The 13,116-nt window shown below is 50.6% G+C and carries 14 protein-coding genes and 1 pseudogene; 1 reads left to right on the plus strand and 14 read right to left on the minus strand.

Annotated features, from left to right (window positions below; genetic code table 11):
• Nucleotides 1–267: 267 nt before the first annotated feature.
• The 14 genes and pseudogenes from Q0Z69_RS14885 to Q0Z69_RS14945 all read right to left on the minus strand — a co-directional run bounded on the left by Q0Z69_RS14885 (nt 268) and on the right by Q0Z69_RS14945 (nt 12,132).
• Complete coding sequence (locus tag Q0Z69_RS14885; RefSeq protein ID WP_298035188.1) at nt 268–1,047, minus strand: hypothetical protein; 780 nt, start codon at nt 1,045–1,047, stop codon at nt 268–270.
• 33 nt (nt 1,048–1,080) lie between these two features.
• Complete coding sequence (locus Q0Z69_RS14890; RefSeq protein WP_298035189.1) at nt 1,081–1,935, minus strand: KilA-N domain-containing protein; 855 nt, start codon at nt 1,933–1,935, stop codon at nt 1,081–1,083.
• On the minus strand, nt 1,932–2,408 hold the full coding sequence (locus tag Q0Z69_RS14895; protein ID WP_298035190.1) for a low molecular weight protein-tyrosine-phosphatase: 477 nt from the start codon (nt 2,406–2,408) through the stop codon (nt 1,932–1,934). Before Q0Z69_RS14895 ends, Q0Z69_RS14890 begins: the two co-directional genes overlap by 4 nt.
• Nucleotides 2,409–2,499: 91 nt before the next feature.
• Nucleotides 2,500–2,892: pseudogene (locus Q0Z69_RS16940) on the minus strand (DUF1016 N-terminal domain-containing protein); the annotation flags it as partial.
• A 94-nt stretch (nt 2,893–2,986) separates the two neighbouring features.
• Nucleotides 2,987–3,421: a hypothetical protein gene (locus Q0Z69_RS14900; protein WP_298035191.1), complete on the minus strand. Its 435-nt coding sequence runs from the start codon at nt 3,419–3,421 to the stop codon at nt 2,987–2,989.
• On the minus strand, nt 3,411–3,986 hold the full coding sequence (locus Q0Z69_RS14905; protein WP_298035192.1) for a DNA-3-methyladenine glycosylase I: 576 nt from the start codon (nt 3,984–3,986) through the stop codon (nt 3,411–3,413). The genes Q0Z69_RS14900 and Q0Z69_RS14905 overlap by 11 nt, the downstream gene beginning before the upstream one ends.
• Nucleotides 3,983–5,506, minus strand: a complete 1,524-nt coding sequence (locus Q0Z69_RS14910; RefSeq protein ID WP_298035193.1) for a DNA methylase — start codon at nt 5,504–5,506, stop codon at nt 3,983–3,985. The genes Q0Z69_RS14905 and Q0Z69_RS14910 overlap by 4 nt, the downstream gene beginning before the upstream one ends.
• Nucleotides 5,507–5,655: 149 nt before the next feature.
• Nucleotides 5,656–6,405 carry a metallophosphoesterase gene (locus Q0Z69_RS14915; protein ID WP_298035194.1) on the minus strand — a complete coding sequence of 250 codons (750 nt, stop codon included), beginning with the start codon at nt 6,403–6,405 and terminating at the stop codon, nt 5,656–5,658.
• A complete protein-coding gene (locus Q0Z69_RS14920; protein ID WP_298035195.1) occupies nt 6,402–8,054 on the minus strand; it encodes a recombinase family protein in 1,653 nt (550 codons plus the stop codon). The genes Q0Z69_RS14915 and Q0Z69_RS14920 overlap by 4 nt, the downstream gene beginning before the upstream one ends.
• Complete coding sequence (locus Q0Z69_RS14925; protein WP_298035196.1) at nt 8,051–8,923, minus strand: recombinase family protein; 873 nt, start codon at nt 8,921–8,923, stop codon at nt 8,051–8,053. Before Q0Z69_RS14925 ends, Q0Z69_RS14920 begins: the two co-directional genes overlap by 4 nt.
• A complete protein-coding gene (locus tag Q0Z69_RS14930) occupies nt 8,924–10,510 on the minus strand; it encodes a recombinase family protein (RefSeq protein ID WP_298035197.1) in 1,587 nt (528 codons plus the stop codon).
• A 123-nt stretch (nt 10,511–10,633) separates the two neighbouring features.
• Nucleotides 10,634–10,789, minus strand: coding sequence for a hypothetical protein (locus tag Q0Z69_RS14935; RefSeq protein WP_298035198.1), 156 nt, complete (start codon nt 10,787–10,789; stop codon nt 10,634–10,636).
• A gap of 175 nt (nt 10,790–10,964) precedes the next feature.
• On the minus strand, nt 10,965–11,237 hold the full coding sequence (locus Q0Z69_RS14940) for a type II toxin-antitoxin system PemK/MazF family toxin (protein ID WP_367272332.1): 273 nt from the start codon (nt 11,235–11,237) through the stop codon (nt 10,965–10,967).
• Between the two features lie 535 nt (nt 11,238–11,772).
• The gene (locus Q0Z69_RS14945; protein ID WP_298035199.1) at nt 11,773–12,132 is read right to left on the minus strand and encodes an RNA polymerase sigma factor; all 360 of its coding nucleotides are present in this window, start codon (nt 12,130–12,132) and stop codon (nt 11,773–11,775) included.
• Between the two features lie 723 nt (nt 12,133–12,855).
• Between Q0Z69_RS14945 and Q0Z69_RS14950 the strand changes: the two genes are divergently transcribed.
• Nucleotides 12,856–13,116 (plus strand): hypothetical protein (locus tag Q0Z69_RS14950; protein WP_298035200.1); only part of this gene is annotated, 261 nt, incomplete at its 3' end.

A 13,116-nucleotide genomic window follows, 5' to 3' on the forward strand; every position in this document is an offset into this window, starting at 1 on the left:
TGCGGCGCAATGACTTTGCTGTTTTTCTTTATATAAAAAGTGACAGACCCCCCTTGGCGGTCTGTCAACTTATCTTGTACCAAGGCAAGAAATATACTTTTTAGGTAGTCTCGCCCTATCCGACTGCGAATCCAGCGTAGCGAATCGCGGTCGGAAGCGAAGAAAAAGCACGTCCGGCGTATGAAAAGGCCCTAAGGCCTTTTCATCGCCTTAGGACTTTTTCTGAACTGGCTCTATGCTATAAAAAGACTTTGCGCCACAATAGATTCAGCTATCCTCCTTGCTTGGATGTCCGCTGTACATCGCTTTTATTTGGTCAAGAGTTAAATACTCAAAAATTACTTTATTAAGCATTGCTTCTCTGTTGGAAATAAAATCAGAAAAACTTATGATAAGTTCCTTCTCAGCATCTGCTTTTTCCTTATAAGTACCATCCGCAGAAGAATTTGTGCGAATTTTTTGAGTTAGTTCGATTGAGCATTCGCTATATTTTGATATTAACTGAAGAAGTTTAATTGCTTCTGCATTATCTGGCGCATTATCTGGATATGCTTTTAATTCAGATAAGAGTTCAATAGTACAAAGCCTGATTTGCTTGTTTCTATAATCCATCTTGATTTTAAGGAATAGTTTCTTAAAATCATCTGGTTGGTGGGCAACATCTGACAAATCAACAAGTGTTGCCTCGGTATTGCACGCACTAATAAAGTTTTGCATTTTTTCTTTTAATCGCGAGATGTTTATGTTTTCATGCTCAATTATCTTATTTATGGCGGAAAGCTCATTGGATCTTTTTGTTAGATTTTCCAAGCGTCCTTGTGCTGCATCATTTTCTTCCTTGAACTTTTTATTCTGCCATACAGCTAACAGGCCCAGGGCAACAGTGCTGACAAAGATCAGTATATCTCCGGCACCCCATTTTGCGACTAACCATTCATTAGGTGCAGTGATGGAGAAGAGGCAGTGAATAATAAAGGCAAATAAGCCACTGCAAATAATCCAAATGAGGAATAAATGCTTTTCGAGCAATTCTTTTAACCGATTCACAACTCCTATACTCCTTTTACAATTGTTTATATTTTATGTGCTTTCTTTGTTTTCCATATTAAGGGTAGCCCTTTCCTCTGTAGCCGCCTCTAATGACATTATCCGGTGATCTTCCGTCAGCACACGCATCTGGCTGATTGCAATTGCATTGAGCTTTGAGAGACGCTCTGCTTGTGTCATCCCCTCATTAATAAATACCGCATTCAGGTTTTCCAGATTGGACAGGCATACAAGCTGCGATACATTGGCATAATCTCGGATATTGCCCTTGAGGTCAGGATTCTCTTCCCGCCATTGTTTTGCCGTCTTGCCGAAAAGAGCCATGTTCAAAACATCCGCCTCACTGGCATAGACCAGAGACATCTGCTTTGCTGACAATTCCGGCGGAATCAAGTTTTCCTTGATTGCGTCGGTATGGATACGATAATTGATTTTTGCCAGATTGCGCTTGATGTCCCAACCAAGTTGAAGCTGTTCTTCCGCTTTCAGCCGCTCAAACTCTTTGATCAAATAGATTTTGAATTCAGGGCTGATCCACATTCCAAATTCGAATGCAATATCCTTGTAGGCATAGGTCCCACCATAGCGTCCGGCCTTTGCCCTCAAACCAATGGCGTTGGTTTTTTCTACCCACTCTTTCACACTGAGTTTATAGCTGTTCAATCCTGCCTGACTTCTAATTATGGCGAATTCGCCATAATTAAAATTGGGATTATGGATCTGCTCCCAAATGCCAAGAAACTCTACCGTGTTTCTATTTCGAAGCCAGTCTGAAATGAAGAAGTCACCATCTTTTGCTTTCAACATATCCGTCAGAGAGATATAGTCCTTGTCATCAATGGTGGTGACTGTAATTTCAGCTCCACTGACGATCATTTTGCTGTTCATAGATGCGGCCCTCCTTTGCACTCACGTTGGATATACTCTAAAATACCTTGGCAGCCTTCCTCCACATCCCGCCAAGTTGTTGCAAAGTCGCCGGTGTACCACGGATCGGCCACATCGCCGGGACGGTCGGTAAAGTCCATCAGAAGATGCATCTTCTCGGAAAAGTCCCCGCCGCAGATGCGGTACATGCTGCGAATATTGGCCCGATCCATCCCAATCAGGAAATCGTATTCCTCGTAATCCTCGTTGCGGAGCTGCCGCGCCGCATGGCCGGCACAGTCGATCCCATGCTTCGCCAGCTTCCGCCGGGCCGGAGGATAAACCGGATTGCCAATCTCCTCGGTACTGGTGGCGGCGGACTCGATATGGAACTGAGCTTCCAGTCCCGCCTTTTTCACCAGATCCTTCATCACAAATTCGGCCATTGGACTTCTGCAAATGTTGCCGTGGCAGATAAAAAGTATCTTTGTCATTTTTGGTCTCATACTCCTGAACCGTTTCTTCCTGTTCAGTATAACATACAGGTGCCTTATCGTCGAGAGGAACTTCTAAATGCGCAGAGGAAGCAATTTGATTTCTCAATTCGATTTTGGACCAGCCATATTGCTCTAACGCACGAATATACCATGCGCGCTCATTCATCGTAAGATTCGCTTCTAAAATGACAACATTCAGCGTCCAACTGATCTGCATTGCGTGCTCCATCAAAACAGGATCGCTGCCATAGACGCGGCAGAATTCCCGCATGCGCCGCAGATTACGCGGGGAGAAGCTTGTGGCCGTGGGATATGCAGCCTGCAAATACTCAGAGGCCGCGACCGCCGCACCTTTCTCGATCCTGGCGCTGACCAGTCTGCCGATCTCGCGGTATCGTTCCATCTGGGATAATTTTGCCGCCATCAGCTTATCCAAATCCGCGTACAGGGCGCTGTAGTCAACAGGTTTTCTGATATTCATAGCCTTCTCCTTTCCGGCGTAAATCTGCCTGATTTGCTCTAACGAAAAGGGAAACGCGGCGCACTGCCACGCTTCCCTTTTCGTTAGATAAATTTCAAAATTCTTCTTGCAATATATCCTGAAGGCATTCGCTCTCTAGATCCAAGACATCGTTCAATGGGATCTTCGTGCCGTCCGTCAGGACCAGGGTCCGTTCCAGCGTATCCACCTTCTTCAGCCGTCCAGTGGCAGTGACATAGCTACCGCCTTCTTTCCTCTCGTCCGGCTGGAACCACGTGATGGTGACCTCTGGCTGCCGGTCTATGATCTCCGCCAACACCTGCTGTTTCAGATCCAGCCTTGCCTTGCTGTCCTCGTCCAGCTCGATGCGCCGCTGGGTCAGCCGCGCCGTCTCCGCGATAGCGGCGCTGTGGCCGGTGAGAGCGGCGAAAGGACTGAAAATGGCGGCACGGTCAGAAATGGGCATCCGGGGATGACGCTCCGAGGTGGGATGGGACAGGCGGAGGATGTCGTCATACTTACCGCTCATGCGTGATGCCCTCCATGTAATGATCACACTCTTTCCCGTGACCGTTGATTATCCCAATGGCTTGCAGATAGGAGTAGATCACAGTGGAGCCAACGAAGGTCATGCCCCGTTTCTTCAAGTCTTTTGAGATCTGATCAGACAGGGGAGAGGTGGTGCGGATCGAATAGTCTTCAAAGACCACTTTTCCGTCAGTAAAGCCCCAGATATATGCATCGAAGGAGCCGAACTTCCGCTGGATCTCTCGAAAAATACGGCTGTTGGTGACGCTGGCTTTTACCTTGAGTCTGTTTCGGATGATCCCCGGATCATTCAGAAGCTCCGCACATTTGGCTTCGTCATAATTGCAAACCTTCTCAATATCAAAGTCATCATAGGCGGCCCGGAAGTTTTCCCGCTTGTTCAGGACGCACTCCCAAGACAATCCGGCCTGAAAGGACTCCAAAAGCAACAGCTCATAGAGTTTCTGGTCGTCGTGCTCCGGAACGCCCCATTCTGTGTCATGGTATTGGATATAGATTGGATTTTTCAAGTTCACCCACTGGCACCGCCGAATCTCTCTGTTCATGCTTTATGCCCTCCAATGGTCTTATTTCGCTCTCTGGCCGTGGCGCCGTCCTCCAGATTCATCCCCTTCAAAATGGCATTTTTCCCGTACTTTTTCTTGATGGCCAGCATGGCCTCCTGCTTCTTCCGTTCCCGTACCAGGGCAGTCCTGTCCGCCTCCTTCTGCTTTTCTTGGGTAGCATAGTCAGTGAACAGGTCCAGTTGTTCCGCTGCAGGTTCTTTCGGCACGTCTGCCTCCGTCAGCAGGCGGTTGGCTGAGATGCTCAGCCGCCGCACCAGAAGTGCCTTGTCCGCGATGCGGTCGAACAGATCCAAAGCAGCATGAATGATCTCGTTGGTGGAGGAGCTGTACCGGCTCAGATTAGCCGTGCCAGTGGAGTGCTTGGGGATCTTCCGTCCATAGCGGTCGGTGGTGACGGAGCCTTTATAAGCTTTCGCCCGCTGGGGATCGGAGAGGTTTTCGATGTCATAGCCGATGGTCAACACCAGCTGGTTGGTCATCAGCCCCTTGTCCACCAGGTCCAGAGACAGGGCGTCCGCCATCTCCCGTACTACCAGCTGGGCTTTCTTAAAATCATAAGGACATTGGAGCACCTGCCCGGAGACGATGCTCTTGTTCTCCGGCCTGCAGGCTTTCACATCGGCAATGGTGCATGGCTCCCAGCCCCAGGCATGGTCGATCAGAATTTCGGTATTGACGCCGAAGAGCTTGTACAGCAGTTCCTCATTGTAGTAGTCCCCAGGCTTACCGATGGAGCACCGGGCAATATCGCCCATGGTGTACAGACCGCTGGCCTCCAGCTTTTTCGCGTAGCCGGGTCCAACCCGCCAAAAATCCGTCAGTGGCCGGTGATCCCACAGCAGGCGGCGGTAGGTCATCTCGTCCAGCTTGGCGATGCGGACGCCGTCCTTGTCCGCCTTGATATGCTTGGACACAATGTCCATGGCGACCTTGGCCAGATACAGGTTGGTCCCCATCCCCGCCGTGGCAGTGATGCCCGTAGTCTCCAATACATCCAGGATCATCCGCTTGGCAAGTTCACGGGCTGTCAGCTGATAGGCGTCCAGATAGTTGGTAACGTCCATAAACACCTCGTCGATGCTGTATGGGAAGATGTCCTCCGGTGCGATATACCTCAGATACACGTTGTAGATCTTCGTGCTCCAGTCGATATAGTGGGCCATCCTGGGCGGGGCCACAATGTAGTCCAGCGCCAGTTCTGGAGAAGCCTTCAGCTCCGGATCATGCCAGGAGGAACCGGTAAACTGACGGCCCGGCGCGCGTCGCAGCCGCTGGGCGTTGACCTCCTTGACCCGCTGGACCACCTCAAACAGCCGGGCCCGACCCGAGATGCCGTAGGCTTTCAGAGAGGGGGACACAGCTAGGCATATGGTCTTTTCCGTGCGGCTTTTGTCTGCCACCACCAGGTTGGTGGTCATAGGGTCCAGGCCCCGCTCCACGCACTCCACCGAGGCATAAAAGCTCTTCAGGTCGACGCAGATGTAAGTGCGTTTTTTCATATGTTGGCCACCTCCTTCTGTATAGCAGTTCCGCAAGATCCGATACTGCAATTATAGCACATTAGTTCGATTGGTGCCACAGGAAAATATTTATTTCAGAAAGAGATCCACACAGCCAATGGCCATGTGGGTCTCCTGTATTTTTGATTTTATTTCGTTTCCAGCTTGGATATCTGCTCCCATTGCAGGATGTATTTTTCGTCGATGATTTCATTGCGGTGATGGTGGCCAAAGAACCAGTAGGAAAATTCACAGCGTCTCTTTACAAGTTCCAGGAAGTCTGTCAGCGGATTTGTCAAGTAGGCCGGATCAATTTTTAAAATGATATTTCTGGGCGCACAGTGGGTCAAGATGCAGTCTACTTTCCAGTCAGCCCGTTCCAAATTGGCCAGCGCCTCGTCGTATTCCTCTTCGCAGGGCAGCTCCTGCGGCCACCAGCTTTGTCCCAGCACACGGAGCCGCTGACAGGTCCTCCGCTTCCGCCAGTATTCCTGCTCGAAGTTCGGCGCGGCGGGGTCCAGGATACCATCCTCAATATCGTGGCTTCTGGCGCCGCCCATGGTAAACCAGGTTAGACCGTCGATCTTGAATATCTGTCCCCGCATCAGGTGGAGAATATGCTCACGCACTGGATGCACTTTTCCACCGTGCCATTCCATCTGCGGTAGAGCATTCAGCAAGGTAAAGTTTTCATGGTTGCCGTCTATGAATAGCGTCGTAAAGGGCTTGTCCTCCAGCCAATCCAGCCAGTAGTTCTCCTCCCGTGAATCGCTCCACAGTCCCCCAAAGTCGCCGCAGATGATCACATAGTCATCCCGGCAGAGCTTTTTCTGCTGTGGGAAGTATTTCATTCCAAACCGCTGGAATCCGCCGTGACAGTCGCCTGTAACATATATCATGACGCTCTCATCTCCTTTTCCGTATCTACGTATTGCTCGATCTCCATCCCATCCTTGAAGCGTATGAGCAGGTGTTCCTTGTCCAGCACTTTGATATTGCTGATGAGCTGCCGTACCAATACTTCATCGAAGTCGGTAATAGCGGCCTCCGCTCCGTCCACCTCAGACTCAATCTGATCCATACGCCGGTCAAATTCGGAAGCGGTTCGGCCCAGCCGTTCCAGTTCCGCCTTCTTCAGCATCAATCGGGTCTTCGCCATATGGACCTGTTGGAGTTCATCATCATACGCAGTACACTCTACTCCAGCACTTACCGCCAGTTGGAACAGCTCCAGCTGGCGGTCCTGCAGCCTGCGGATCTGGCTTTCCACCGCAGGGAGACTCTGCTCCTGCTCATCTCTTGACAGTACTGCCGCAATGCTGTCCATCAGTATTTGTTTTGCCACTCTTGCCTGGAACATCTCGTTGATGGCGGAGAGGATAGCCGCATGCAGGGCGGGCTCCTCCAATGTGGGAGCGTTCTTGCAGTATTTCTTCCCATGTTCCAGCCGGTTAAGGCACCGCCAGACGTGCCGGCGTTCCCCACGGGGCATCCAGAGCCGCCGACGGTAGGGGCTTCCGCACTCACCGCAGACCAACAGCTCGTTGAGCGCATATTTCCCACTGTATTTGCCAAGCTCCGTCTTTGCCTTATCGGAGGTCTTTCGCAGTCCGGAGCGCCGTGCCATTTCCTCCTGCACTCTGCGAAATGTCTCCCGGTCGATGATAGGGGGATGACACTCGTGGACGTAGTATTTAGGCAGCTCCCCGGTGTTTTTCTTCTGCTGATGAGTGAAGAGATCCGCCATATAGGTCTTCTGGAGCAGTGCGTCCCCAATGTACTTCTCATTCTGGAGCATTCTCTGGATCACGCTTTCCCTCCAGCGGTCTTTCCCTCGAACAGTTTTGATCCCATCCGCCATCAGATCCTTGCAGATCTGGCTGGTGCTGTGGCCCATCAGGTATCGGGCGAAGATCCTGCGGACGACAGCGGCCTGCTCCTCATCCACCTCCGGCTGACCATCCGCTCCCTTTCGATAGCCGAGAAAGCTCTCATACTGATAGTATACCTTGCCATCCTTGAAATTTTTACGGTGGCCCCACTTTACATTTCCGCTGAGGGACTCGCTCTCCGCCTGGGCCTGGGAGAAGAAGAATGTCAGGATCATTTCGTTGTCCATGTACAAGGTGTTGACATTTTCCTTTTCAAAGTAGACGCCTACGCCGATCCGTTTCAGGCGGCGGACATAATCCAATCCATCCAGGGTGTTGCGTCCAAACCGGGACACAGACTTGGTGATGATCAGATCGATCTTGCCCTTTTCACAATCTCGGATCATCTTCAGGAACTCCTTGCGTTTCTTGGTGGAGGTTCCGGTTTTGCCTTCATCGGCATAGAGGCGGACCATAGTCCACTCCCGATTGGCATTGATCTTCTCTGTGTAATATTCGATCTGTGCCTCATAGCTGGAAAGCTGCTCATCCTTGTCGGTGGATACCCGACAGTAGGGAGCCACTCGAAGGTGCTGCTTTCGGATATCCCGCTCCTCCAGCGCAGGATCAGCGGGAATAACGGTAATTCGCCTTGGCGCTTTTTCTGTTTCACTCATGCGGGCTGCTCCTTTCCAGATTGTTGTACGACTTTTCCATTGATCAGTTCCAGCTCCAGAACTCCATCTTTTCCGATGCGGATATGCTTGACCGCAGTCTCCAGCAGTTCCTTGAGAATGTCATCATCAATGTCGCCGTACTCCAACTGTTTGCACAGGTGCTCCAGTTGATATCCCGGCGTGGGATCTGGAATAGCGGCATAGCTTTCAGCTGCGGAGGCAAAGATCAGCGCTCTAATCAGTTCGACATCCTCTGCGCCGCGGTTGAAGGCCAGATTCAGCTCGTTCTCGATCCGGATAGCATCCCTGGAGGGCCCCTTGGCTGTCGGTACCTCGGGCGGCGTCAGCAGGTATGGAGCTTGAGATAATTCCATGAGACACTCACGCAGGGCAGTGATCAGGACGTGGTTCTCCATATAAACCGTCGAGCCGCAGACAGGACTCTCACAGCGCCAGCAGGATCTGCCATTGGTGCAGGTATGCCGCTGCATCTTCGCCCCGCACAGAGCACACACAGCCTTTTTCCGGATAGCGTCGATCTCTTTTGGACGGGGAGTTCCCACTGCCTTTTCTCTCTGTTGAAATCGGGCCGCAAGGAAGTCCTCTCCGTCAATGAGCCGAGGATACAGTCTGCCGCCCAAATAGGTCTGGTTTTCTAAGATTCGCTTGACCATATGCTTGTTCCACTGCTCTGTGTGCTGGTGGTATTTGATTTTCTGACGCTCCATCTCCCTTGCGATCTGGCTGTAGGAGAGGCCGCTTAAATACAGTTGGAAGATATCCCGCACGGCGTTGGATTCCACCGGATGAAGGCAAGCCTGTCCCTGCTCGATCCTATAGCCAAAGGGAATCTTTCTCTGCCATGCCATCTACCGCACCGTCCTTTCCATGCACTCGGTAAGCTCCAGCTCATTGAGCAGACGGATCTTTGCTTCCTCTGCTGATATGACCTGTATCCGCTCAATCAGGGCTTCGAAGATTTCACCGTCCACAGTTTTCTTCCATGGGGAAGCTCCTTCCAGATAGTCCAGCATCGTTTCCGTAGCCTGGATCTGCTGATTCCCTCCCATGGTTTCCAGAATATTGCGGCGCAGTTTTCTCAAATCCTTCTGCTTGCGGATGATCTCATCCTGCTGGGATAAATAAAGAGCAGGATCTACATACCCTTTCGACTTCAGTCGAACCAGTACGAGATTCTGCTCAGATAGGTGTGCAAGCTCATGGTCGATATCGCTTATTTTACGGTTGGAGCGCAATTCCCGTTCCTGCAGCTCACGGAGCCGCTCCAACATGGCGCCCAGGATTTGATCCCTATTTTTTATTAGCTTTCCAGACAGCCGAAGGACCGCCGCCGTGATCTCTGACTCTGGGATCTGCGGAACGGGACAGCGGCTTTTTGATTGATCGTGCTTGCGACAGACCCAGTAGATCTTACCCTTTGTAACCTTCCTGCGGCATACGGAACCGCACACAGCACAGAAGATGTGCTTGCTGTAGATTGATGGACGGGGTTGTGCATTGCTGAGGAACTGCTCTTTTCGGAAGGCCATCAACGTCTTTACTTTCTCAAATTCATCCATGCTGACAATAGCTGGATGGGTGTTCTCCACAAAGTATTGCGCTTTCTGACCGGTATTTCGCACCTGCCGGAAAGGGACGGTATCCGTGGCGTATGATTTCTGCCAGATCATATTCCCGGTATAGGAGATATTGGTGAGGATGTAACTGACTGTGCTTGGATGCCACCGTTCTCGGCCATGGCCCCGGATCGCACCCAAGTCATTTAGCTCGTTGGATATATCATCTATGCCCTGGCCGTTCAGATAAGTTCGGAAAATGTACTGCACGATATCAGCTTCTTCTTTGACGATTTCCAATTCGCGCTCCACCAGCCGGTATCCATAGGGAGCAGTGGGCGGAGTGAAGATGCCCTTTTGCATCCGCATTCGGTTGCTGTGGCGCATGGTGCTGGAGTGATTGGTAGATTCCATCTGGGCAAAGGCTCCGTAGATCTGCGCCGCCTGTTCGGTGGTCAGCTTGCCGGTATCGATATTCTCCTTTTCGAAGTAGATGGAAATGCCCAGTCGGAGCAGTTCCCGCATATATTGGATATACTCCTTGGTATTTCGGGCGAAACGGGAGATGGATTTGACCAGTATCCGGTCAATCTTTCCCGCGCGGCAGTCCTCCAGCATCCGATTGAAATCGTCCCGTTTTTGCGTCTCCAGCCCACTCAGCCCCTCGTCGGCATAGATGTCTACCATAATCCAGTCCTCTCTGGAGGATATGTATTTGGTATAAAAGTCCACCTGTGCGAGATACGAGTTGATCTGATCCTTCGAATCGCTGCTGACACGGGCATAGGCTGCCACACGGAGCTTTTGCTTCTCCAGCACCCTGGGATCTATGACTGTGATCCTGGGTGCCTCCATGGCCGTATTTAGGTTCTGCATCATAGTATTTTTACCTCCTTGCAGCAACGACAATACCACAGGCCTTGGACAATAGCTATTCACCAAAGCCAACAAGAACGCGGAGCTCAAAATGCGAAAATTGGCAAGGTTATTGTCCTTTGTTAGTCAGATAAGGAGGAGTGTGGGGCGGAGCCTGTATTCCAATTCCCGACGGATCTGCTGGGTCTCCTTGGCATCCAACAAACCACGCTTCGCCAGTTGTTCCATCAGCTTCAGGGCAGAGAAAAATATAAGGTTATCCGATAGCTCTTTTCCTGTCATAAAAAGCCCTCCTAACATGGAGAACCGTCCACCAGAGCCGGTGGACGGCCCTGATGGTATATTTTCTGTGTAATCTGAAACTTGCTTTCCCATTCTATCCTGCGCCGGTATCCAGCAATCCTACACTGATGTTCAATGCTGTGTCGGTTTGCTTCAGCTTGTCCGCTCTCACATTTCACATATACTCTCCCAGACGGGACCTATCCAAAGTCTGAATCTGCTCCAGCATCACAATAGAGCTCCGAAACAATTCGCAGACGGCTCCATTCAGCCGCATATGGGTGGGCAAGCGTTTTTCCAGCCACGCCTGTAATCGCGCTGCCTCAGTCACCGTGGGACTGAGGCGGTTTCCAACGTCGTTTCGTTTGATCAGCTCTGGCCGGATACCAAACTGTTCGAAGCCAGTCACTAGATACAGGTCGGTGTAGTAGATATCTCTGTGCTGGATGGAAACCTTTTGTTCCCATTACTCATAAAAGTAAAACGGGGACCGCTCTCTTGCGTAAAATACACTGCTGCTATCTGTTGATGAGCGGCCCCCGCCGTTTCTGAAATTTGATCTTTTCGGCCCTATTCGACACTACTCCCCAGGCCCTGGGCGGTTAAACGAACCAGCGGCTGGCGCCGCCCTTCGGGAATTGCACCCCTCCGAGGATCTCTCCGAGCTGCCCCCATTGCTTGCGGCTGTGGCTGGACAGGAAGTACCATGATAGACTGACGGGATCATTGCAAAACAGCTTGCCAGGGCTGCTTTTGTCTGGACGGAAACCGCTAGGCACCTTATTTGGCCGTCTTTGATGCGGATGAGCTTGTCCCTCCGCACAGGTGGTCTTGGCGCGTCCGACGCATCGCTGTTCCCCCTCGTCAGGGGACCGTCAGCTGACGTTGCTCGTCACCGGATGTTCGATTTTCAAGCTGCACGAAGGAAGGAATACCCCCTCACTTTCTTTGCCGTTGAGTGAGGGGGGTGAGCGGAAATTTTTTTAATTTTCTATAAGTTTATGCAATTTGACGAGAATCTTAACTTTTCTATCATGGAGCGTTCGCTGTGGGATGCCCATCCGCTTTGATAGTTGACGTTCACTGACGCCTTCATAAAACAGAGCGTGAATGAAAGCGGCTTCATCTGGCTCCAGCTCTAAAAGGGCGGTACGCAGTTGAATTATTTTCTCGTTATGAAGAACCTCATCTTCGGGAGAGGCACCGTTTGATACAAACTGCGTATGTCCTTCTTCAAGCATTCTCTCATAGGAATCCTCTCGGCTGGGGAGGAAAACCGCAGTTTGATGCTTCTGGCTGTGGATGAAACGCTCTGTTTTAAGATCCGCCTCTATGTACTTCATCTTACGGTCGCTTTGTTTTAGTACGGCGAGAATTTCAGGACTGATGTCGAGCCCTGGATATAGTTTTTTATAATCCGGGTTATATTAATCCTTTTTCGCCATATGGCGTTCCTCCGTTCATCTGAAATTTGGGGAAAACCAAATTTCAGAGACGGAGGAGAACGGCATCCTATGGGATGCCGGAAAACAGAAAAAAAGCGGCCGGTCTTGCGCCATGGCGCAGGATCGGCCGCTTTTGGGGCTGCTGCATTAAGAAGTCCGCGGAGAGGGTATCTGGCAGGCGGAGGTTTGTCCTCCTTACTGACAGTATTCCGCTTGTGCTGCAGATGATGTGCGGATCTCCCTCTCTTTGTCTTAAAAGCGAAGTGGCACGGCTGGGTCAGACAGCGGATCAGCTTAATGCGATCAATGGTATCATACAAATCGCACCTTGATTCCTCGTCCGCTCACGCGGCCGGCACACAGGCGATTATGTCAATTTATCTTTGGCTTAATCTCAGACTATTGAATCCGCCTTACCGATAATTTTGATGGTTTCAGGTAAATCTGCCTACACAGTTGTAGGCAAATCCAATTATCAACCATAATCTTTACAACATATAAAAAGGTAGCCTTCATCCATGTAGGGATAAAAGCCACCTTCTTTGTAATGCCCTGTGCTCTTTTCACATAGTTATCTCTTTATACAAACAACGCAATCGGGTCGAGAGGCGCTTTCATCGCTTGAAGCAGTATCACCGAATTTTTACCCTCTATGGTAAGAATATTATCTTTTTCCCCTTTGCTTACTTTGCGCTTATTATTGCGCTTATTATTGCGCTTTTATATGAACACGCCCTAATGCGTTATTGTGCATTTTCTTTTGGCAATTCCTCCTCTCATCATTGCTATTTCAGTTCAAAGGCAGCTTACTTCGCGGCCTTGGCAGCCTTGATGGCCTCGATCAGCAGCGGGGTGACCTTGAACAGGTCGCCGCAGATGCCG

It is taken from the genome of uncultured Dysosmobacter sp. (assembly GCF_947631165.1).
Classification (GTDB): domain Bacteria; phylum Bacillota; class Clostridia; order Oscillospirales; family Oscillospiraceae; genus Oscillibacter.

Excerpts from the sequence above, each read along its gene's own strand:
- Q0Z69_RS14935 (WP_298035198.1), bottom strand. The coding sequence starts at position 10,789 with ATGACAGGAAAAGAGCTATCGGATAACCTTATATTTTTCTCTGCCCTG.
- Q0Z69_RS14900 (WP_298035191.1), bottom strand. The coding sequence starts at position 3,421 with ATGAGCGGTAAGTATGACGACATCCTCCGCCTGTCCCATCCCACCTCG.
- Q0Z69_RS14915 (WP_298035194.1), bottom strand. The coding sequence starts at position 6,405 with ATGATATATGTTACAGGCGACTGTCACGGCGGATTCCAGCGGTTTGGA.
- Q0Z69_RS14945 (WP_298035199.1), bottom strand. The coding sequence starts at position 12,132 with ATGAAGTACATAGAGGCGGATCTTAAAACAGAGCGTTTCATCCACAGC.
- Q0Z69_RS14895 (WP_298035190.1), bottom strand. The coding sequence starts at position 2,408 with ATGACAAAGATACTTTTTATCTGCCACGGCAACATTTGCAGAAGTCCA.
- Q0Z69_RS14920 (WP_298035195.1), bottom strand. The coding sequence starts at position 8,054 with ATGAGTGAAACAGAAAAAGCGCCAAGGCGAATTACCGTTATTCCCGCT.
- Q0Z69_RS14905 (WP_298035192.1), bottom strand. The coding sequence starts at position 3,986 with ATGAACAGAGAGATTCGGCGGTGCCAGTGGGTGAACTTGAAAAATCCA.
- Q0Z69_RS14925 (WP_298035196.1), bottom strand. The coding sequence starts at position 8,923 with ATGGCATGGCAGAGAAAGATTCCCTTTGGCTATAGGATCGAGCAGGGA.
- Q0Z69_RS14890 (WP_298035189.1), bottom strand. The coding sequence starts at position 1,935 with ATGAACAGCAAAATGATCGTCAGTGGAGCTGAAATTACAGTCACCACC.
- Q0Z69_RS14930 (WP_298035197.1), bottom strand. The coding sequence starts at position 10,510 with ATGATGCAGAACCTAAATACGGCCATGGAGGCACCCAGGATCACAGTC.
- Q0Z69_RS14910 (WP_298035193.1), bottom strand. The coding sequence starts at position 5,506 with ATGAAAAAACGCACTTACATCTGCGTCGACCTGAAGAGCTTTTATGCC.